This window comes from Streptomyces daghestanicus, from assembly GCF_020521275.1.
Classification (GTDB): Bacteria; Actinomycetota; Actinomycetes; order Streptomycetales; family Streptomycetaceae; genus Streptomyces; species Streptomyces griseoviridis.
In genome coordinates this window covers 579,781-600,663 of the sequence record NZ_BNDX01000010.1, presented here as the reverse complement: position 1 = coordinate 600,663, position 20,883 = coordinate 579,781, and the positions used below count along the sequence as shown (strand labels likewise).

Genomic DNA, 20,883 nt, shown 5'->3' with positions numbered 1-20,883 from the left:
AGCTACCAGCCGGTACATGGCTGATACGGGAACAGGCGCGAGGAGTCAGTGCCTCGCCGATCGCTTAACGGAGCTGTCGCCATGGGGCACTACAAGCCGAATCTCCGAGACATCGAGTTCAACCTCTTCGAGGTGCTCGGCCGCGACAAGCTGTACGGCACCGGCCCGTTCGCGGAGATGGACGTCGACACCGCCAGGAGCATCCTGGAGGAGATGGCCCGCCTCTCGGAGAACGAGCTGGCCGCCTCCTTCGAGGACGCCGACCGCAACCCGCCGGTCTTCGACCCGCAGACCAACACGGCACCGGTCCCGGCCTCCTTCAAGAAGAGCTACCAGGCCTTCATGGACTCCGAGTACTGGCGGCTCGGCCTGCCCGAGGAGATCGGCGGCACCACCTCGCCGCGCTCCCTGATCTGGGCGTACGCGGAGCTGATCCTCGGCGCCAACCCGGCCGTGTGGATGTACTCCTCCGGCCCGGCCTTCGCGGGCATCCTCTTCGAGGAGGGCAACGAGGTCCAGAAGAAGATCGCTAAGCTCGCCGTCGACCGCCAGTGGGGCTCCACCATGGTCCTCACCGAGCCCGACGCCGGCTCCGACGTCGGCGCCGGCCGCACCAAGGCGGTCCAGCAGGCGGACGGCTCCTGGCACATCGAGGGCGTGAAGCGCTTCATCACGTCCGGCGAGCACGACATGTCGGAGAACATCCTCCACTACGTCCTCGCCCGCCCCGAGGGCGCCGGCCCCGGCACCAAGGGCCTGTCCCTCTTCCTCGTCCCGAAGTACGAGTTCGACGTCGAGACCGGCGAGCTGGGCGAGCGCAATGGCGTCTACGCCACCAACGTCGAGCACAAGATGGGCCTGAAGGTCTCCAACACCTGCGAGATGACCTTCGGCGACCGCCACCCCGCCAAGGGCTGGCTGATCGGCGACAAGCACGACGGCATCCGCCAGATGTTCCGCATCATCGAGTTCGCCCGCATGATGGTCGGCACGAAGGCGATCTCCACCCTCTCCACGGGCTACCTCAACGCCCTGGAGTACGCCAAGGAGCGCGTCCAGGGCCCCGACCTGGCCAACTTCATGGACAAGACGGCCCCCAAGGTCACCATCACCCACCACCCCGACGTCCGCCGCTCGCTGATGACGCAGAAGGCGTACGCCGAGGGCATGCGCGCCCTGGTGATGTACACCGCCTCGATCCAGGACGAGATCCAGGTCAAGGAGGCGAACGGCGAGGACTCCGCCGCCGCGCACGCCCTCAACGACCTGCTGCTGCCGATCGTCAAGGGCTACGGCTCGGAGAAGGCGTACGAGCAGCTCGCCCAGTCCCTCCAGACCTTCGGCGGCTCCGGCTTCCTCCAGGAGTACCCGGTCGAGCAGTACATCCGGGACGCCAAGATCGACACCCTCTACGAGGGCACCACGGCGATCCAGGGCCAGGACTACTTCTTCCGGAAGATCGTCCGCAACCAGGGCACCGCGCTGAACTCGCTCGCCGAGGACATCAAGAAGTTCCTCGCCCTCGGCACCGGCGGCGAGGAGCTGTCCGGCGCCCGCGAGCACCTCGCCAAGGCCGCCGTCGAGCTGGAGGCCATCGTCGGCCTGATGCTCACCGACCTCGCCGCCACCGAGCAGGACGTCAAGAACATCTACAAGGTGGGCCTCAACACCACCCGCCTGCTGATGGCCTCCGGTGACGTGGTCGTCGGCTACCTGCTCCTCAAGGGCGCCGCGGTCGCCGCCGAGAAGCTGCCGACCGCATCCGCCAAGGACAAGGCGTTCTACACCGGCAAGATCGCCGCGGCGAAGTTCTTCGCGGCGAACGTCCTGCCCGGCGTCACCCTGGCCCGCAAGGTCGCCCAGGGCGTCGAGCTGGACCTGATGGAGCTGGACGAGTCCGCGTTCTGAGCCCCCTGACGAGGGCCCGCTTCCCGGTGGACGACGGGGAGCGGGCCCTCGGCCGTCGTTAAGGTGAACCCATGAGCGAACCCCCCCGCTTCGACCGCGGCCACACCGACGACCTGATGACCTTCCTCGCGGCCTCCCCGACGCCGTACCACGCCGTGGCGAACGTCGCCCAGCGGCTGGAGAAGGCAGGGTTCCGGCAGGTCGCGGAGACGGACGCCTGGGACGCGGTGAGCGGCGGCGCGTACGTCCTGCGGGGCGGCGCGGTCATCGCCTGGTACGTCCCCGAGGGCGCCGACGCCCACACCCCCTTCCGCGTCGTCGGCGCGCACACCGACTCGCCCAACCTGCGCGTCAAGCCCCGGCCCGACACCGGCGCCCACGGCTGGCGCCAGGTCGCCGTGGAGATCTACGGCGGCCCGCTGCTGAACTCCTGGCTCGACCGCGACCTCGGGCTGGCCGGCCGGCTCAGCCTGCGCGACGGCTCCAGCCGCCTGGTGAACGTCGACCGCCCCCTGCTGCGCGTCCCGCAGCTCGCCATCCACCTCGACCGCAACGTCACCGCGGACGGCCTCAAGCTCGACAAGCAGCGCCACCTCCAGCCTGTCTGGGGTCTCGGCTCCGACGTCCGCGACGGCGATCTGATCGCCTTCCTGGAGCAGGAGGCGGGCCTGGCGGCCGGCTCGGTCACCGGCTGGGACCTGATGACGCACTCCGTGGAGCCGCCCGCATACCTGGGCCGCGACCAGGACCTCGTCGCCGGACCGCGCATGGACAACCTGCTCTCCGTGCACGCCGGTACGGCCGCCCTGGCCGCCGCCGCGAGCACGGGCGCCCGGCTGTCCTCCATCCCCGTGCTCGCCGCCTTCGACCACGAGGAGACCGGCTCCCAGTCGGACACCGGCGCGGACGGCCCGCTGCTCGGCACCGTGCTGGAACGCTCGGTGTTCGCGCGCGGCGGCACCCTGGAGGACCGGGCCCGCGCCTTCGCCGGCACCGTCTGCCTCTCCTCCGACACCGGCCACGCCGTCCACCCCAACTACGCCGAGCGGCACGACCCGACGCACCACCCGCGGGTCAACGGCGGCCCGATCCTCAAGGTCAACGTCAACAACCGCTACGCCACCGACGGTTCGGGCCGCGCGGTCTTCGCCGCCGCCTGCGAGCGGGCCGACGTGCCCTTCCAGTCGTTCGTCTCCAACAACGCCATGCCCTGCGGCACCACGATCGGCCCGATCACCGCCGCCCGGCACGGCATCCGGACCGTCGACATCGGCGCCGCGATCCTGTCGATGCACAGCGCCCGCGAACTGTGCGGCGCGGACGACCCCCACCTGCTGGCGAACGCCCTGACGGCGTTCCTGCGCGGCTGATCCCGCGGCCGCAAGGGCCCGGCGCCGCATGGGTGTTGCCTCCCGGGGTAACCGGACGGAACCGGATCGACCGGAAGGACCGGAACCGACCGGATCTACAGGGAGGCGACAGTCATGGGCCTCGGCGGATGCATCATCCTCATCGCCGTGGGAGCCATCCTCACGTTCGCGACCGACTGGGACATGCAGGGCGTCAACCTCGACCTCGTCGGCGTGATCTTCATGATCGTCGGCCTGATCGGTGTCGCGACCTTCAGCAGCATCGCCCGCAGGCGGCGCGTCGTGGTCCCGCCGACGACGCCGGTGGTCGAGGAACGGCCCCACACGCACGACGGCTACCACAACGGCTACGGCGCCTGACCGCCCCGGCGTGACCCGGGCGTCCGTACCCGCCGGCACCGCGACGCGGCGGGCGGGGAGCCGGGTCACCGGGGGGTGCCGGGTGCCCGGGGGGTGCCGGGTGCCCGTCCGCCGGCCGGCGGACGCCCGCGGGACGGCGTCCGGCCGCGGCACGCCCGGTGCCACCTCGGCGTGACCCGGCGCCCGGCCGCGTGACGGCGACCGGCGGCCGGGGAAGCGATCGCCGTATGAGATTTCTCGTGTACGACCGGCTGCTCGGCTTCGGCGACGACTACTGGATCGAGGACGACCGCGGGAACAAGGTCTTCCTCGTCGACGGCAAGGCGATGCGGCTGCGGGACACCTGGGAGCTGAAGGACGCCCGGGGCCAGGTCCTGATCGACATCCACCAGAAGATGTTCGCGCTGCGCGACACCATGGTGATCGAGCGGGCCGGGGAGCCCCTGGCCACCCTCCGGCGCAAGCGGCTGTCGCTGCTGCGCGACCACTACCGGGTCACCCTGGCCGACGGCACCGGGCTCGACATCAGCGGCCGCGTCCTCGACCGCGAGTTCGCCATCGAGTACGACGGCGAGCTGCTGGCCGTCGTCTCCCGGCGGTGGCTGACCGTCCGGGACACCTACGGCCTCGACGTCGTCCGGGACGACGCCGACCCGGCGCTGCTGATCGCGCTGACGGTGTGCGTGATCCATCTGGCGGAGAAGGAGCGGGAGAGAGAGCGGGAGACGGACGAGGGAGACGGCTGACCGGCCGTCGCGCCGGCGGGCGCACCACCACCGTGGCGTCACAGGGGCCGGTACGGGCCTACGATCGTCACACGAAAGCACTGCCGGGGTACCGCACAGCAGCGTAACTTAGCCTCCCAAGACGCCCGCCGACCGCCGCCCATCCCGCCTGTACCGACCGCCGAGGGGTCCCGTTCCGTGAGTCTGCATCCCACCCTCCAGCCCTACGCCGACGCCTGGACTCACTCCATCGAAGCGATATCCGAGCTGGTCCAGCCGCTCGTGGAAGCCGAGTGGAACCGTCGTACGCCGTGCCCCGGCTGGTCCGTGCGCGATGTCGTCTCCCATGTCATGGGCCTGGACTCGGAGATGCTCGGCGACCCCCGCCCCATCCACACGCTGCCCCGCGACCTGTTCCACGTCACCAACGACCACCAGCGGTACATGGAGATGCAGGTCGACGTCCGCCGCCACCACACGGCGCCGGAGATGACCGCCGAGCTGGAATACATGATCATCCGGCGCAACCGGCAGCTGCGCAACGAGTCCCGCGACCCCGGTCACAAGGTGCGCGGCCCGCTCGGCACCGAGCTGACGCTGGAGGAGTCGATGCGCCGGCACGCCTTCGACGTGTGGGTGCACGAGCAGGACCTGCGCGCCGCCCTCGGCCGCCCCGGCAACCTCGACTCCCCCGGCGCGTACGTCGCCCGGGACGTGCTGCTCGCCGAACTCCCCCGGATCGTCGCCGAGGACGCGGACGCGCCCCGCAGCTCGGCCGTGGTCCTCGACGTCCACGGCCCCGTCGAGTTCCTCCGCACGATCCGCGTCGACATCCAGGGCCGCGGCACCCTGGAGACGGCCCCCGCGCTGGGCCCCGCCGCGACCCTGGCCCTCGACTGGGAGACGTACGTCCGCCTGGCCTGCGGCCGGGTGACGCCGGAGGCGGTGTCGGACCGCGTGAAGACCGAGGGCGACCCGGAACTGACGACGGCCATCCTGCGCCACTTCACGGTCACCAAGTAGCCGGGGCGGCCCGCGGCCAGGGCCTGTCGTTCAAAGCAGGTCGCGGGGAATCGGCTGCGCCTTCCTCGCACCGGTGAGCGTGCCAGGCCCCGCGTCCGCGGCGTGATCCGAACGACAGGCCCTAGATGTGCTGTTCGGACAGGTTGGTGACGCGGCTGGCTGGTGGGTGGCCGCCGATGCCGGTGTGGGGTCGGTGGTAGTTGTACCAGTCCAGCCAGTCGGGAAACGCTGCCTGGCGTTCGCGGTCTGAGGTGTAGGGCCGCTGGTAGGCCCACTCCTCGAGCAGGGTGCGGTGGAAGCGTTCGACCTTGCCGTTGGTCTGCGGCCGCCAGGGCCGGGTCCAGCGGGGGCTGATGCCCAGGTCGCGGCAGGTGTCGCGCCAGGTGTTCTTGGTGTAGGCCCAGGCGTTGTCGGTGAGGACCCGTTCGATCGTGATGCCGCGTGCGGCGAACCAGGCGGCGGCCCGGGTGAGGAAGCCGGCGCAGGTGGCGGCCTTCTCGTCGGGGAGGTCTTCGGTATAGGCGAGGCGGGTGTGGTCGTCCAGGGCGGTGTGCAGGTAGGCGTATCCGGTGCCGTTGCGGCGGTCCTGATTGGCTCGGCCGGCTGCCCGGCCGAGGACTTTGTGGCCGCCGCCGTCGGGGATGCGGCCGAGTTTCTTGACGTCGATGTGGACCAGTTCTCCGGGCCTGGCACGCTCGTAGCGGCGCACGGGCTCACCGGTGGCCCGGTCACAGGCGGCCAGTGCGGGCAGGCCGTGCCGCAGGGGGATGCGGTGCGCGGTGGAGGCGGCGATGCCGCAACGGGCGGCCGGCCGCACCGGACCGATCCGGTGTTCGCGTCGCAGCCGCACCACCTGCTGTTCGACCGGGGCGGGCGTCTGGCGCGGGCTGTGGTGGGGGCGGCTGGAGCGGTCCCGCATCCCGGCCGGGCCCAGTTGCCGGTAGCGGCCCGCCCAGCGGGCGGCGGTGGTGTGGCTGACCTGGAAGCGTTCCGCGGCCCGCCGCAGCGGCCAGCCTTCGTCCACGACGCACCGGGCCGGGCGAAGCCGCCCGGTCGGGGTCAGCGGGGCGTTACGGTGGGACACGAGGGCCTCCTGCGGTCGGGTGCAGATGTCGCAATCCACACCGAACCCAGAAGGCCCTCACCTGTTCAAGCACCCAGCACGCGTGTCACCAACGTCCCGGGACAGCACACCTAGACGGGCACGTGCACGGAGGACACCCGGCTGGCCACCAGGCGTTCCCGCTCCCGCTTCGCCGCCCGCCGCCGCAGCCGCAGGATCTGCGAGACCCCCAGCGCCTGGAGCACGAACACCGCCGAGAACGCGACCGTGTAGTCGTCACCGGTCGCGTCCAGCAGCACCCCGATCGCCAGCAGCGTCGTCATCGAGGCGACGAAACCGCCCATGTTGGTGATGCCGGAGGCGGTGCCCTGACGCTCCGGCGGGTTGGCCGGACGGGAGAAGTCGAAGCCGATCATCGACGCCGGGCCGCAGGCGCCCAGCACCACGCAGAGCACGATCAGCAGCCACATCGGCGCGTGCTCGGCCGGGTAGGCCAGCGTCGCCGCCCACAGCACCGCCGTGGCGCCCACGGTGGTCAGGGCCAACGGCAGCCGCGCCCCGTGGTGCCGGGCGATGATCTGGCCGTAGACCAGGCCGACGAGCATGTTCGACAGCACGACGAGGGTGAGCAGTTCGCCCGCCGCGGCCCGGGTCAGGCCCTGCGCCTCCACCAGGAACGGCAGGCCCCACAGCAGCAGGAAGACCATCGCCGGGAACTGGGTGGTGAAGTGCACCCACAGGCCCAGCCGCGTCCCCGGCTCCCGCCAGGAGGCGGCGATCTGCCGGCGTACGTACGCCGCGCCCTGGTGCGGCACCGGCTCGGGTTCGTGGCCCTCCGGGTGGTCCTTCAGGAAGAGCAGCAGCAGGACGAGGACGACCACGCCGGCCAGCGCGCTGCCCGCGAACGCCGCCGTCCAGCCGATGCCGTGCAGCAGCCGGGCGATGACGAGGGTGGAGACCAGGTTGCCGGCCATGCCCGCGAGGCCGGCCAGCTGCGCGACCAGCGGGCCGCGCCGGGCCGGGAACCAGCGGGTGCCGAGGCGCAGCACGCTGATGAAGGTCAGCGCGTCACCGCAGCCCAGCAGCGCGCGCGAGGCCAGCGCCGTGCCGTAGGACGGGGAGAAGGCGAAGCCGAGCTGGCCCACCGTGAACAGCACCACTCCGATGCCCAGCACCTTCTTGGTGCCGAGCCGGTCGACCAGCAGGCCGACGGGTATCTGCATGCCGGCGTAGACCAGCAGCTGGAGTATGGAGAACGTGGACAGCGCGGAGGCGCCCACGTGGAAGCGCTCCACGGCGTCCAGGCCGGCCACGCCCAGCGACGTGCGGAAGATGACGGCGACGAAGTAGACGGCGACACCGACGCCCCAGACGGCGATCGCGCGCCGGCCGCCGGGCGGGTCACCGGGCAGAGTCGTACCGGCGCTGCTCATCGGACCTCCCCCCGGGCCAGGTGGGAGAACCAGCCGACGTGCCGGCCGACGACCCCGACGGCCGCCTCCGCGTCGCCCGCGCGCAGGGCGTCCAGGATCTCCTGGTGCTCCACGATGGTCTTGGCGATCCGGTCGGGGTGGGAGTGCATCACGGCGACGCCCATCCGCAGCTGGCGGTCGCGCAGCTGGTCGTAGAGCCGGGAGAGGATCTCGTTGCCCCCGCTGCGCACGATCTCCGCGTGGAAGCAGCGGTCGGCGACGGCGGCGGCGGCGAGGTCCCCGGCCGCGGCCCGCTCCTTGTGCTCCCGGAGCAGTTCCTCCAGCCGCTCGATGAGCGCGGGCGGGGCGGGTACGGCCTTGCGCGCCGCGTACTCCTCGACCAGCAGCCGGGTCTCCACCACGTCCGCGATCTCCTGCGCGGAGACCGGCAGCACCAGCGCGCCCTTCTTCGGGTAGAGCCGGATCAGCCCCTCCGCCTCCAGCCGCAGCAGCGCCTCGCGCACCGGGGTGCGGGAGACCCCCACGGCCTCGGCGAGCTCGCCTTCGGTGAGCAGGGTGCCGCCCTCGTAGCGGCGGTCGAGGACGCCCTGCTTGACATGGGTGTAGACGCGGTCGGCGGCTGGGGCTTGCTTCACGGCCAGGCTCATGCCCACAGGATAGATACAACAGGGACGCATGAAACGGACCGTCCGCCATGCGGACGGAGGAGCACGGCCGGAGGATTCCTGGTTCCGCCGTGCAACCATCCACCCCCGTCACGTGTCGCACAGACGTGGCCCCCTTGCTGCCCAGACCTCAACTCGGCCGCACCGCAGGGGCATAAGACGTAATCGGGGTAACTCACGTGAAAACCGCTATCCAAGGCATGCGCCTCCGCCGGGCCGTAGCCGTCGCGGTGACCAGCGGCACCATGCTGGCCACCGGTGTGCTCACCGCGGCACCCGCGCAGGCCGTCGCGACGCCGACCATCACCGCCAAGGGCGGGTTCCTGATGAACAGCGCCAACGGCAAGACCCTCTTCAGCAAGTCCGCCGACACCACCCGGCTGACCGCCTCCACCACGAAGATCATGACCGCGAAGGTCGTGCTCTCGCAGAAGAACCTGAACCTGGACTCCAAGGTCACGATCAAGAAGGCCTACAGCGACTACATCGTGTCCAAGGGCGCCTCGTCGGCCCGGCTGATCGTCGGCGACAAGGTCACCGTCCGCCAGCTCCTCTACGGGATGATGCTGCCGTCCGGCTGCGACGCGGCGATGGCGCTGGCCGACAAGTTCGGATCGGGCTCGACCGTCTCGGCCCGCACCAAGAACTTCATCGGCAAGATGAACTCCATGGCCAAGAGCCTGGGCATGACCAAGACGCACTTCGACTCGTTCGACGGCATCAGCAACGGGTCCAACTACTCGACGCCGCGCGACCTGACCAAGCTCGCCCGCAGCGCGATGGGCAGCTCCACCTTCAAGACCGTGGTGAAGGCCAAGTCGTACAAGGCGAAGACCATCACCAAGTCGGGTTCGACCCGCACGATGGCCACCTGGTCGAACACCAACACCCTGCTCGGCTGGAACGGCACGCTGGGGGTGAAGACCGGCTCCGGCACCTCCGCCAAGTACTGCCTGGTGTTCGCCGCCACCAAGAACGGCGAGTCGGTCGTCGGCGCGGTGCTCACCTCGTCCTCGGCCGCCAACCGCACCTCGGACGTGAAGAAGCTCGTCAACTACGGCTACGCCAAGATCAGCTGACGCACCCGGCGCGACGGAAGGGGGTCCACCGCCGGCGGGCGGTGGACCCCCTTCCGCGTGCCCGCTACGCCCAGGTGATCAGGCGCTTGGGCTGCTCCAGTACGGCCGCCACGTCGGCCAGCACCCGGGAGCCCAGCTCGCCGTCGACCAGGCGGTGGTCGAAACTGAGCGCCAGCGTGGTGACCTGTCGGGGCTTCACCTTGCCCTTGTGGACCCAGGGCTGCGGCTTGATCGCGCCGACCGCGAGGATCGCGGACTCGCCCGGGTTGAGGATCGGCGTGCCGGTGTCGACGCCGAAGACGCCGACGTTGGTGATGGTGACCGTGCCGCCACGCATCGCGGCCGGGGAGGTCTTGCCCTCCCGGGCCGTGGCGACCAGCTCGGCGAGTGAACGGGCCAGCTCCGGAAGGGTCTTGGCGTCCGCGTCCTTGATGTTCGGCACGATCAGGCCACGGGGGGTGGCGGCCGCGATGCCCAGGTTGACGTAGTGCTTGAGCACGATCTCCTGGGCGGCCTCGTCCCAGGACGCGTTGATGTCCGGGTGGCGGCGGATCGCGACCAGCAGGGCCTTGGCGACGAGCAGCAGCGGGCTCACCCGCAGCCCCTCGAACTCCTTGTCCCGCTTCAGCTCCTCGACCAGCTTCATCGTGCGGGTCACGTCGACCGTCACGAACTCGGTCACGTGCGGCGCGGTGAAGGCCGAGCCGACCATCGCCGCCGCCGTCGCCTTGCGGACGCCCTTGACCGGGACCCGGGTCTCGCGGGCCGCGTCGTACGCCACGGGGGCGGGCGTGGCGGCGGGGGCCCGGCCGGCGGCCAGGTCCGGCTCCGGGGAGGCGGGCGGCGCCACGGCCGCGTGCACGTCCTCGCGGGTGATGACGCCGTCCGGCCCGGACGGGACCACGGTCGTCAGGTCGACGCCGAGGTCCTTGGCGAGCTTGCGCACCGGGGGCTTGGCCAGCGGACGCCCGGCGGTGGCCGGGCGGGCCGGCGCGCCGCCGTTCAGCTCCGCCCGGAGCGCGGCCGGCGCCTGCCCTCCGGAGGCGGCGGGGGCGGAAGCGGCGGGGGTCCGGTCCGCCGGGGCGCCCTTGCGGGGGCGACGGCGGGTGGCGGAGGTGGCCACGCCGTAGCCGACCAGGACCGGCTGCCGGGCCGGGGGCTGCTCGGGCTCCGGGGCACCGGCCTGGTCCGCCGGCGCGGTCTCCGGTGCCGGCCCGGCGGCCGTGCCGCCGCCGGTGTCCACGGCGATGATCACCGTGCCCACGTCCACGGTGGTGCCCTCGGGGACGTGCAGCGCGCGGACCACGCCGTCGTAGGGGATGGGCAGTTCGACGGCGGCCTTGGCCGTCTCGACCTCGCACACCACCTGCCCGTCGGTGACCGTGTCACCGGGCTGGACGTACCACTTGAGGATCTCGGCCTCGGTGAGCCCCTCGCCCACGTCGGGCATCTTGAACTCGCGCACCGCGCCCACGGCGCTCTCCGTCATCGTCGTCACGGCCCTCTCCTCAGTACGCCAGCGAGCGGTCGACGGCATCCAGCACCCGGTCCAGGTCGGGCAGGTACTCCTCCTCCAGGCGCGCCGGCGGGTACGGCGCGTGGTAGCCGCCGACCCGGAGCACGGGCGCCTCCAGGTGGTAGAAGCAGCGCTCGGTGATCCGCGCGGCGATCTCCGCGCCCGAGCCGAGGAACACCGGCGCCTCGTGCACCACGACCAGCCGGCCGGTCTTCTCCACCGAGGACTGCACGGTGTCGAAGTCCAGCGGGGAGATCGAGCGCAGGTCGACGACCTCCAGGGAGCGGCCCTCCTCCGCGGCCGCGTCGGCGGCCTCCAGGCAGAGCTTCACCATCGGGCCGTAGGCGACCAGGGTGAGGTCGGTGCCCTCGCGGGCCACCCGCGCCCGGTGCAACGGACCGGGGATCGCCTCGGTGTCGACCTCGCCCTTGTCCCAGTAGCGGCGCTTGGGCTCGAAGAAGATCACCGGGTCGTCGCTCTGGATGGCCTGCTGCATCATCCAGTAGGCGTCCGCCGGGTTGGACGGCGTGACCACCTTCAGGCCCGCCACGTGCGCGAAGAGTGCCTCGGGGGACTCCGAGTGGTGCTCGACCGCGCCGATGCCGCCGCCGTAGGGGATGCGCACGACGACCGGCATCCTGACCTTGCCCAGCGCGCGGGCGTGCATCTTCGCGAGCTGCGTGACGATCTGGTCGTACGCCGGGAAGACGAAGCCGTCGAACTGGATCTCCACCACCGGGCGGTAGCCGCGCAGGGCGAGGCCGATCGCGGTGCCGACGATGCCGGACTCGGCGAGCGGGGTGTCGACGACGCGGCTCTCGCCGAAGTCCTTCTGGAGGCCGTCGGTGACCCGGAAGACACCGCCGAGCTTGCCGACGTCCTCACCCATGATCAGGACCTTGGGGTCCGTCTCCAGGGCGTGCCGCAGCGACTCGTTGATCGCCTTGGCGATCGCCATCTTCTCAGCCATGATCAGACCCCCTCGGCTTCCGTGTCGGCGAACGACGCCTGGTAGGCGGCGAACTGGGCGCGCTCCTCGTCGACGAGCGCGTGTCCGTCCGCGTACGCGTGCTCGAACAGGGCGAACCGGTCCGGGTCCGGCATGGCACGGACCACTTCGCGCACTCGTTTGCCCAACGCCTCGCTCTCCGCCTCCAGTTCCGCGAAGAACCCCTCGTCCGTGTGGTGGGCGGCTTCCAGGTGGCGGCGCAGGCGGAGGATCGGGTCCTTCGCCTCCCAGGCGATCCGCTCGTCGTCGTGGCGGTAGCGCGAGGGGTCGTCGGAGGTGGTGTGGGCGCCCATCCGGTAGGTGAACGCCTCGATGAGCGCCGGTCCTTCGCCCCGGCGGGCCCGCTCCAGGGCCCAGCGGGTGACCGCGAGGGAGGCCAGCACGTCGTTGCCGTCGACGCGGACGCCGGGGAAGCCGAAGCCCTCGGCGCGGCGGTAGAGCGGCACGCGGGTCTGTTTCTCGTTGGACTCCGAGATCGCCCACTGGTTGTTCTGGCAGAAGAAGATCACCGGGGCGTTGTAGACCGCGGCGTAGTTGAACGCCTCCATGACGTCGCCCTGGCTGGAGGCGCCGTCGCCGAAGTAGGCGAGGACGGCGGAGTCGGCGCCGTCCATGGTGATGCCCATCGCGTAGCCGGTGGCGTGCAGCGCCTGCGAGCCGATGACGATGGTGTACAGGTGGAAGTTGTTGCTGTTGGGGTCCCAGCCGCCGTTGTTGACGCCGCGGAACATGCCCAGCAGGTTGGTCGGGTCGACGCCGCGGCACCAGGCGACGCCGTGCTCGCGGTAGGTCGGGAAGACGTAGTCGTCCTCGCGGGTGGCCCGGCCGGAGCCGATCTGCGCGGCCTCCTGGCCCAGCAGCGAGGCCCACAGGCCCAGTTCGCCCTGACGCTGGAGCGCGGTGGCCTCGGCGTCGAAGCGGCGGGTGAGCACCATGTCGCGGTACAGGCCGCGCAGTTCCTCGGGGGTGACACCGGCGACGTAGGGGTCGAACTCGGCGTTCCGCACCCGCTCGCCCTCGGGCGTCAGCAGCTGTACGAGCTGCGGCTCGGCGTCCTTCCTGGGGGCGCGCGCGGCGCGGGGGGCGCGCTTGGCGCTGGTGGTGCTGCTGGTGCGCTTGGGGCCTGCGGTGCCGGTGGTGCCGGCCGCCTCCGTTCCGGTGCCCCCGGGGGTCCCGGTGTCCCCGGTCTTGCTCCCGGCGCTGCGTCGCGCCTTGCGCGCGGCAGTGCTCTCCACGGTCACGTGTGCTCCTCCGTCGGTCCGGCCCCCGGGTTCGCCGGGAGGCGGTGCGGCTCACCTGTGTCCGGCGGGCGCACGGGGTGGGTGCGCCGGAGTCGTGCACAGGCGTGACAGGTGCCCCGGCGAGCATCCTGCACCACGCACGTTACCCAGTGCGCCACATATCTGTGAAACCCCTCCTGACCTGCGTTTTTACTTGGGTTTCCTAGTAAATGCGCAAAGTCGGGAACAGGCACTGGTCACAGCGTCGCAGGGGGCCGGGACAACGGCACGTTATCCCGGCGGCCCCGGGCGCGGGAAGGGTTCGTATGGGAGACTGACTCCGTGCGCGGAGACGGACATATCAGGGTATTCCTCCTCGATGACCACGAGGTCGTCCGGCGGGGTGTCCACGACCTGCTCTCCGGCGAGGAGGACATCGAGGTGGTCGGCGAGGCCGGCACGGCCGGCGAGGCGCTGGCCCGCATCCCGTCCACCCGCCCGGACGTGGCGGTGATCGACGTACGGCTGCCCGACGGCAGCGGCGTCGAGGTGTGCCGCGAGATCCGCACCCACGACGAGTCCGTGCACTGCCTGGTACTGACCTCCTACGCCGACGACGAGGCCCTCTTCGACGCGATCATGGCCGGCGCCTCGGGGTACGTCCTGAAGGACATCCGGGGCGCCGAGCTGCTGTCCGCGGTCCGGGACGTCGCCGCGGGGCGCTCCCTGCTCGACCCGGCCACCACCGCCCGCGTCCTGCAACGGCTGCGCGAGGGCGGCGGCCCCGACGACGACCGGCTGGCCCGGCTCACCGAGCAGGAGCGCCGCATCCTGGAACTGATCGGCGAGGGCCTCACCAACCGGGCCATCGGGGAGCGCCTCCACCTCGCCGAGAAGACGATCAAGAACTACGTCTCCAGCCTGCTCGCCAAGCTCGGCATGCAGCGCCGCTCCCAGGCGGCGGCCTACGTCGCCCGGACCCAGGCGGAGAAGCGCTGAGCGGGCGGCTCCTTTCCGTTCACCCGGGACTCATGTCCCGCGAGCGCGGGGCCGGGGGCCCTGCCCCCCCTCCGCCCCACGGCACACGGTGAAGGCATGCCCCTCGACGCGTCCCGCGCCGTCGGCCTGCTCGGCCGCACCGCCTACGGCCGGGCGGCCACCACCCTGCGCGCCCTGCCGCTCCTCGCCTCAGCGCGCCACATCGTCTCCGACGGCCGGGTCCTGCCGCGCGTACCCAGGAACGGCGGCTACCACCGGGTCCGCGCGGGCGGCGCCGGAAGGCCGAGTCGCCTACGGCTCCGGCAACGCCGGAGCCGCCGGACCGGGCGAGGGCCTGTGGGCCGCGTCCGGGTCGTGGGCCGCCGCGAGCCGTACGCGCCTGCCCCGGCCGAGCCCGAACGGTCCGGCCCCGCACCGGGCCGGGCGGACGGCGCCCCCTTCGGCCCGTCCGCCTGAGCATCGAGCCGCGGCTGCGCGTGGTCCATGCCATGGACGGGCACGGCGACGCCAGCCGGCACCACTTCGGAAACGTCCCGGACGCCCTCTGAGCACCCCTTGCCGGGGTGGCGACCGAAAGCGACCGACGACGACTGTGTGTGACAATGCGCAGCTCAAGAGCACTTCTGGTGCCCTAGCATCGGCGGCGTGCCGCGTTTATGTGTACCGACCACCGTGCCTCACGCGCCCCCCTTGGGCGCCCTCCTCCGCCAGTACCGCGCCGGTTCCGCGCTCGCCTGCGAACCCGTCGACCAGGGCCTGCTCAACCGCGGCTGGCGCCTGTGCACCACCCGCGGCCGTTTCTTCCTCAAGCACCACTTCGACCCCGAGACCGCCACACCGGCCGCGATCGGCCGTCAGCACCGGGCGACCCGGCGCCTGGCCGGCCTCGGCGTCCCGGTGGCCCCCGCGCTGCCCGGCCGGGACGGCCGCACGGTCGTCGTCATCGGCGGCCACTGCTACGCGCTGCACCCGTGGATCGAGGGCCGGCACCGGCACGGCGGCCAGCTCACCGAGGCCCAGTGCGGTCGGCTCGGCGCCCTCCTCGGGGCGGTCCACGCCGGCCTGGAACGCGTGATGCCGGCCCGCGGCGCCCGTCCCCGCGGCGGCCCGGACCCGGCCGCCGGCGTCCCCGACGCGGGCGTCAGCGCCGACCCCGCCGACACCTTCGCGCTCATCGACGACCTGCTCGGACGGGTGCGCCGGCACCGCCCGGCCGACTCCTTCGACGCCCTCGCCCGGCACCGCCTGCTGGAACGCCGGGCGCTGCTCGAACGGCACGCCGGCCGGCGCCCGCCGCGCGGCGGTGCGGTGGGCTGGGTGCACGGCGACTTCCACCCGTTCAACCTGCTCTACCGAGGGGACGCCCCGGCCGCGATCGTCGACTGGGACCGCCTGGGCCTGCGCCCGCGCGCGGAGGAGGCCGTCCGCGCCGCCGCGATCTTCTTCGTGCGCCCCACCGGCCCGCTCGACCTGCTCCGGGTCCGGGCGTACGCCCGCGCGTACCGGCGTACGGCGGGGGCGACCCCCTCCCAGCTGGAGGCGGCCGTGCACCGGGTGTGGTGGGAGCGGCTCAACGACTTCTGGATGCTGCGCTGGCACTACGAGCGCGGCGACCGCCGGGCCGACCCGCAGTTCCCCGCGGCCTCGGCCCTGGCGGTGTGGTGGACCCGGGAGTACGACGCGGTGTGCGAGGCGTTCACCGGCTGAGCGGGTCCGGCGGGCGGTCAGCCCCGGAGGGGACGGCCCGGGAGGGGACGGCCGCTCAGCCGCCGAGACCGGCGGTCAGGCCGCCGTCCTCCTCGCCGCCACCGCCGTTGCCGTCGTCGCCGGTCGCGGGGGCCGACGGCTGGGTCCCGCCGGTCTCCTCGCCGCCGCCGTCGTCACCGGTCGCGGTGTCCGTGGGCTGGGCGCCGCCGGTCTCCTCGCCGGTGGGCTCCTGGCTGGTCTCCTGGGACTGCGTCACGGACGGCGTCCAGGACGGCTGGTACGACTGCTGCCAGCCGCTGTCGCCGCCGCTGCCGGTGCCGGTGTCCTGACCGGTGCCGGTGTCGCCGGTGGGCTCGTCGGAGGTCTCGTCGCTCGGCGACGCGGAGGACTTCTCCTCGTCGGTGCTCTGCGTGGCGCTCGGCGACTGCGAGGTCTTCGTACCGCCGCCGCCCTCGGTCTCGCCGTTGTTCAGCGCCAGCGCGACGCCCGCCGCGATGGCGATCACCGCGAACACGGCCAGGATCCACAGCTTGCCCCGGCCGCTGCCCCGGTTGCCGTGGCCCTCGAAACCGCCGTCGTCCCCGCCGCCGTAGCCGCCGCCGGGCAGGATCGGCTGGGGGATCTGCGCGGTGCCGGAGTGGTCGGGGTGGGGCAGCACGGTGGTGCCCGCCATGCCCATCCCGGCCGCGGGCGTCTGCCGCCCGTCGTGGTCGACCGGGCCGGTGTTCCAGGTGCCGGTGTGGCCGCCCTGGGCGTAGAGCATCTGGAGCGCGTACTGGACCAGCCCGCGCATCTCCTCGGCGGTCTGGAAGCGGTCGTCGGGCTCCTTGGCCAGCGAGCGCATGACGAGGCCGTCCAGCTCCGGCGGGACCGCGTCGGAGACCTCGGACGGAGGCGTCGGGATGTCCTGGACGTGCTGGTAGACCACCGACAGCGGGGTCTCGCCGGTGAACGGCGGGCGCAGCGCGAGGAGTTCGTAGAGCAGGCAGCCGGTGGCGTACAGGTCGGAGCGGTGGTCGACGGCCTTGCCGAGGGCCTGCTCCGGGGAGAGGTACTGGGGGGTGCCCATGACCATGCCGGTCTGCGTCATCGTCGTGGACGCGCCGTGCAGGGCGCGGGCGATGCCGAAGTCCATCACCTTCACCGCGCCGCCGTGGGTGATGATGACGTTGGCCGGCTTGATGTCGCGGTGCACGATGCCGTGCTGGTGCGAGTAGGCCAGCGCCTCCAGGACGCCGGAGACGATGATCAGCGCCTGCTCCGGGCCGGGTGCCTCGGCGTTGAGCAGGAGGTCGCGGATGGTGCGGCCCTCGACGATCTCCATGACGATGTACGGCACCGACTGGCCGCCGACGACATCCTCGCCGGAGTCGTACACGGCGACGATCGCGTGGTGGTTCAGGCCGGCCACGGACTGCGCCTCGCGCGTGAAGCGGGCCTTGGAGACCGGGTCCTCGGCGAGGTCGGCGCGGAGCAGCTTGACGGCCACGGTGCGTCCGAGCCGGACGTCCTCCGCGGCGAACACCTCGGCCATGCCGCCCCGCCCGAGTCTGCGGGTCAGCCGGTACCGGCCGTCGCCGACCAGCCCGCCGTTGCCCCAGGCTTCCGGCGTGTCCGACATACCGCCGCCAGTCGCCTCGGGTTCGGACGGGCCCTGAGCGCGCTGCTGCTGTGCCATCAGTCCTCGCCGTCGTTTCTGCCCGCGGTACGCGCGGTGTTGTGTCACGGTCTCCGTCGGCCACGCTACAGCCTCCGCGCAAGCCTCCGGTCCGAGACGGTGGCCGGGACCGGCACGTGACGGACCGGTCATGAAACCCTGGTTCCGTACTGCCGTGCAAATTCTGTGCACCGTGCGCGCCCGCGCCGTGACGCATCCATGACGCTTCCTTCGCGTACGGTCACGGATCGGGCACCCCGCTTGACGTGTCGGGGGGCTCGGGCAGACTGGGCGGAACCGCGGAGTGGATCATGTCCCTCCCCGCGGGCGCCCGGCCGGGGCCGCGTCGGGGTGAGTGACCTTCGCCACGATCGCGTTCCCGTGCTGACGGGCTGCTCGGCGTGCGCCGAAACGGCCGGCGGTCACCGGGGCGGACTTCGCGGACCGCACGGCCGAGGGGTCCGGCGGCCGAGGCCGCCGGACCCCTCGGATGCGGGCTTCTCGCTGTGCGCGGTGCGCACCGGGGCGTGCGCTCCCGGTGGGTTCCCTACAGGTACGGGCCCCCCGAACGGCCGCCCGGGTGCGGGCCGTCCTCGCCGTCACCCATGCCCGGCGGCAGGGCGCGGCGCATCTGCTCCAGCTGGGCCCGCGCGGCCATCTGCTGCGCGAACAGGGTGGTCTGGATGCCGTGGAACAGACCCTCCAGCCAGCCGACCAGCTGCGCCTGGGCGATCCGCAGCTCCGCGTCGCTCGGGGTCGCCTCCTCCGTGAAGGGCAGGGAGAGCCGCTCCAGCTCCTCGACCAGCTCCGGCGCGAGACCGTCCTCCAGCTCCTTCACCGAGCTGGAGTGGATCTCCTTGAGCCGGGCCCGGCTGGCGTCGTCCAGGGGAGCGGCGCGCACCTCCTCCAGCAGCTGCTTGATCATGCTGCCGATCCGCATCACCTTCGCCGGCTGCTCGACCTGATCGGTCACCGGCGTCTCACGGGCGTCGCCGTCGCCGTCCCCGCCGCCACCGAGCGCCATGCCGTCCTGGCCGACGACCAGGATCTGGGGCTTCTCCGGCGACCTGTCGTTCCTCGGCATCTCCATGCCCCCATTCTCTCGCACACCCGGTCCGCGGTCCGGGGGCGCCCCCGTCCGAACCCGGCCGCCGCGTTCGGACGCGCCCGGAATGCCGTGAGGGTCGCGGAGTGTGACGCTTGTTCCGTCGGTCTTGGCGACGGGTACCGGGAGGGGGTCACCGACGTGACTCCATGGCTGGGCGGGGCCGCCCTGCGGGCGGGACTCTGCGGACTGGCGGGGCTCCTGGCCACGGGCGCGGCCGGACCGTCGTACCGGGCGGCCCCCACGGCGTACGGGGCCGAGGCGACGGCACCGGTCCCCGCCGCGCACGCCTCCCCGTCCGCGCGGCCCCCCTCCGGCGCTCCGCGGGCTCCCCGGGACGGGGCCGGCCCGTCGGACGGTCCCGGCGGGAGCGGTCCGCCGGCACCCTCGGCGTCGCGGGACGGCGACGCGGCCGGGCGCTCCCCGGGTGCCTCGGCCTCCCCCAGCCCCTCGGGCGCCGGACGGTCCGCGTCGGCGCGGCCCGCCGGGCCCTCCCGGTCCGCCGGGCCCTCCCGGTCCGCCGGGCCCTCCCGGCCCGCGTCCCGGCCCGCCGGCCGGCCGGAACGGCCCCGGGCGCGGGACCGGTCCGGGGAGGTACGGCAGCGGCCGGGCGGCCCGGGGGAGTCGTACGCGCGGGAGCACGGCGCCGGTGACGGGACCGGCGCGTCGGGGCGGGACCCCGGCGGAGCGGAGGAGCACGGCGGCGCGGTCGGCCCCGACGCCTCCACCGGGCCCCCGGAGGCCGGGCGGGACGCGTCCGAGGTCCCGGTGCGGCCGGTGCCCCGGTCCCTCCCTCGCGCGGAGGAGGGGCGGACGGGCCCTCGGGTGCTGCCCCTGGGCAGCGGGCTGGTCCTCCTCGGGCTGGGCATGGGCCTGGCCTTCGTCGGCCTGCGGCTGCGCCGGCCATGAGGGCGCAGCCGGTGACGCGGGCGGGACGCGGGCTACGGCGCGAGCAGCAGCACCTTGCCGATGTGTCCGCTCTCCTCGACGACCCGGTGGGCGGCGGACGCGTCGCTCATCGGCAGTTCCCGGTCGACGATCGGACGGACCCGGCCGGCGGCGACGAGCGGCCAGACGTGTTCGCGCACGGCGGCGACGACGGCCGCCTTCTCGTCCAGCGGACGGGCGCGCAGCCCGGCCCCGCCCACGGTGGCGCGCTTGGCGAGCAGGGCGCCGATGTCCAGCTCGGCCTTCCGGCCGCCCTGCATGCCGATGATCGCGAGCCGGCCGTTGAACGCGAGCGCCTGGAGGTTGCGCTCCAGGTACTTGGCGCCCATGTTGTCCAGGATGACGTCGGCGCCCGCGCCGCCGGTGGCCTCCCTGACCTCGGCGACGAAGTCCTGCTCCCGGTAGTTGACCAGGATGTCCGCGCCCAGCTCGGCGCAGCGCTCCAGCTTCTCCCGGCTGCCCGCGGTCACGGCGACCCGCGCGCCGGCCGCCTTGGCGAGCTGGATCGCCATGGTGCCGATGCCGCTGGAACCGCCGTGCACGAGGAAGGTCTCGCCGGCCCGCAGCCGGGCGATCATGAAGACGTTCGACCAGACCGTGCAGACCACCTCGGGCAGCGCCGCGGCCTCCTTCAGACCGACGCCCTCGGGCACCGGCAGTACCTGCCCGGCCGGGACGGCGACCTTCTCGGCGTAGCCGCCGCCGGCCAGCAGCGCGCACACCTCGTCGCCCACCGACCAGCCGGACACGCCGGGGCCGAGCGCGGCGATCCGCCCGGAGCACTCCAGGCCGGGGTAGGAGGACGCGCCGGGCGGCGGCGGGTAGTGACCCTGGCGCTGCATGATGTCGGCCCGGTTGACGGCGCCGGCCGTCACCTCGACGAGGACCTCGCCCTCGCCGGGCACGGGGTCGGGGACCTCGGCCCAGACCAGCGCCTCGGGGCCTCCGGGTTCGGGGATCGTGATCGCATGCATGAGGGGGACGCTACCCCCGCGCACCCCGGCGGACCCGTCCGACCCGGCGGTCCCCGCCCGCCCCGCGCTCCCGGCCCGCCCCGCTCGTCCCGGCCGCGGCCGGGACGAGCACGGCGCCGGGG

General features: G+C 72.9%; 19 protein-coding genes. 10 read left to right on the top strand and 9 right to left on the bottom strand.

The genetic code is table 11. The annotated features are described in order from the left end of the window. Nucleotides 1-81 precede the first annotated feature (81 nt). From Sdagh_RS21785 to Sdagh_RS21765, 5 genes are all read left to right on the top strand, one after another. Complete coding sequence (locus Sdagh_RS21785; RefSeq protein WP_190078271.1) at nucleotides 82-1,908, top strand: acyl-CoA dehydrogenase; 1,827 nt, start codon at nucleotides 82-84, stop codon at nucleotides 1,906-1,908. Between the two features lie 71 nt (nucleotides 1,909-1,979). Continuing rightward, a complete protein-coding gene (locus tag Sdagh_RS21780) occupies nucleotides 1,980-3,278 on the top strand; it encodes a M18 family aminopeptidase (protein WP_189416635.1) in 1,299 nt (432 codons plus the stop codon). 114 nt (nucleotides 3,279-3,392) lie between these two features. After that, nucleotides 3,393-3,638: a DUF6458 family protein gene (locus Sdagh_RS21775; protein ID WP_189416637.1), complete on the top strand. Its 246-nt coding sequence runs from the start codon at nucleotides 3,393-3,395 to the stop codon at nucleotides 3,636-3,638. Between the two features lie 227 nt (nucleotides 3,639-3,865). Next, a complete protein-coding gene (locus Sdagh_RS21770; RefSeq protein ID WP_190078270.1) occupies nucleotides 3,866-4,384 on the top strand; it encodes an LURP-one-related/scramblase family protein in 519 nt (172 codons plus the stop codon). 177 nt (nucleotides 4,385-4,561) lie between these two features. Next, nucleotides 4,562-5,386 carry a maleylpyruvate isomerase family mycothiol-dependent enzyme gene (locus tag Sdagh_RS21765; RefSeq protein ID WP_189416643.1) on the top strand — a complete coding sequence of 275 codons (825 nt, stop codon included), beginning with the start codon at nucleotides 4,562-4,564 and terminating at the stop codon, nucleotides 5,384-5,386. 121 nt (nucleotides 5,387-5,507) lie between these two features. Here the strand turns inward: Sdagh_RS21765 and Sdagh_RS21760 are convergent, their stop codons facing one another. The 3 genes from Sdagh_RS21760 to Sdagh_RS21750 all read right to left on the bottom strand — a co-directional run bounded on the left by Sdagh_RS21760 (nucleotide 5,508) and on the right by Sdagh_RS21750 (nucleotide 8,529). Then, nucleotides 5,508-6,470, bottom strand: coding sequence for an IS481 family transposase (locus tag Sdagh_RS21760; RefSeq protein WP_226535514.1), 963 nt, complete (start codon nucleotides 6,468-6,470; stop codon nucleotides 5,508-5,510). 110 nt (nucleotides 6,471-6,580) lie between these two features. Beyond that, a complete protein-coding gene (locus Sdagh_RS21755; RefSeq protein ID WP_190010000.1) occupies nucleotides 6,581-7,882 on the bottom strand; it encodes an MFS transporter in 1,302 nt (433 codons plus the stop codon). Next, nucleotides 7,879-8,529, bottom strand: coding sequence for a GntR family transcriptional regulator (locus tag Sdagh_RS21750; RefSeq protein ID WP_189416651.1), 651 nt, complete (start codon nucleotides 8,527-8,529; stop codon nucleotides 7,879-7,881). Before Sdagh_RS21750 ends, Sdagh_RS21755 begins: the two co-directional genes overlap by 4 nt. Before the next feature lie 218 nt (nucleotides 8,530-8,747). On the opposite strand from Sdagh_RS21750, the gene Sdagh_RS21745 reads away from it, so the two are divergent. Then, nucleotides 8,748-9,626, top strand: coding sequence for a D-alanyl-D-alanine carboxypeptidase family protein (locus Sdagh_RS21745; RefSeq protein WP_189416652.1), 879 nt, complete (start codon nucleotides 8,748-8,750; stop codon nucleotides 9,624-9,626). A gap of 64 nt (nucleotides 9,627-9,690) precedes the next feature. On the opposite strand, the gene Sdagh_RS21740 is transcribed toward Sdagh_RS21745, so the two are convergent. Genes Sdagh_RS21740 through pdhA form a run of 3 tightly spaced genes read right to left on the bottom strand, consistent with a single transcriptional unit; the run spans nucleotide 9,691 to nucleotide 13,392 of the window. Then, entirely contained in the window at nucleotides 9,691-11,124 is a 1,434-nt protein-coding gene (locus Sdagh_RS21740; RefSeq protein WP_190078653.1) for a dihydrolipoamide acetyltransferase family protein, read from the bottom strand. 10 nt (nucleotides 11,125-11,134) lie between these two features. Further along, nucleotides 11,135-12,112 (bottom strand): alpha-ketoacid dehydrogenase subunit beta, encoded by a 978-nt coding sequence (locus Sdagh_RS21735; protein ID WP_189416654.1) that lies wholly within the window; start codon nucleotides 12,110-12,112, stop codon nucleotides 11,135-11,137. A 2-nt stretch (nucleotides 12,113-12,114) separates the two neighbouring features. Beyond that, a complete protein-coding gene (gene pdhA / locus Sdagh_RS21730; RefSeq protein ID WP_190078654.1) occupies nucleotides 12,115-13,392 on the bottom strand; it encodes a pyruvate dehydrogenase (acetyl-transferring) E1 component subunit alpha in 1,278 nt (425 codons plus the stop codon). Nucleotides 13,393-13,713: 321 nt separating this feature from the next. Between pdhA and Sdagh_RS21725 the strand changes: the two genes are divergently transcribed. The 3 genes from Sdagh_RS21725 to Sdagh_RS21715 all read left to right on the top strand — a co-directional run bounded on the left by Sdagh_RS21725 (nucleotide 13,714) and on the right by Sdagh_RS21715 (nucleotide 16,077). Further along, complete coding sequence (locus Sdagh_RS21725) at nucleotides 13,714-14,370, top strand: response regulator (RefSeq protein WP_190078655.1); 657 nt, start codon at nucleotides 13,714-13,716, stop codon at nucleotides 14,368-14,370. A gap of 96 nt (nucleotides 14,371-14,466) precedes the next feature. Then, nucleotides 14,467-14,826, top strand: coding sequence for a pyridoxamine 5'-phosphate oxidase family protein (locus Sdagh_RS21720; RefSeq protein ID WP_226535511.1), 360 nt, complete (start codon nucleotides 14,467-14,469; stop codon nucleotides 14,824-14,826). A 216-nt stretch (nucleotides 14,827-15,042) separates the two neighbouring features. Further along, the gene (locus Sdagh_RS21715) at nucleotides 15,043-16,077 is read left to right on the top strand and encodes a phosphotransferase (protein ID WP_189416660.1); all 1,035 of its coding nucleotides are present in this window, start codon (nucleotides 15,043-15,045) and stop codon (nucleotides 16,075-16,077) included. Nucleotides 16,078-16,132: 55 nt separating this feature from the next. Here the strand turns inward: Sdagh_RS21715 and Sdagh_RS21710 are convergent, their stop codons facing one another. Next, nucleotides 16,133-17,755, bottom strand: coding sequence for a protein kinase domain-containing protein (locus Sdagh_RS21710; RefSeq protein WP_190078656.1), 1,623 nt, complete (start codon nucleotides 17,753-17,755; stop codon nucleotides 16,133-16,135). A gap of 526 nt (nucleotides 17,756-18,281) precedes the next feature. After that, entirely contained in the window at nucleotides 18,282-18,824 is a 543-nt protein-coding gene (locus Sdagh_RS21705) for a bacterial proteasome activator family protein (protein WP_189416665.1), read from the bottom strand. A 156-nt stretch (nucleotides 18,825-18,980) separates the two neighbouring features. On the opposite strand from Sdagh_RS21705, the gene Sdagh_RS21700 reads away from it, so the two are divergent. After that, a complete protein-coding gene (locus tag Sdagh_RS21700; RefSeq protein ID WP_190078657.1) occupies nucleotides 18,981-19,748 on the top strand; it encodes a hypothetical protein in 768 nt (255 codons plus the stop codon). 32 nt (nucleotides 19,749-19,780) lie between these two features. Here Sdagh_RS21700 and Sdagh_RS21695 read toward each other — a convergent pair whose 3' ends face one another. Beyond that, nucleotides 19,781-20,761, bottom strand: a complete 981-nt coding sequence (locus Sdagh_RS21695; protein WP_189416670.1) for an NAD(P)H-quinone oxidoreductase — start codon at nucleotides 20,759-20,761, stop codon at nucleotides 19,781-19,783. Between the last annotated feature and the right edge of the window lie 122 nt (nucleotides 20,762-20,883).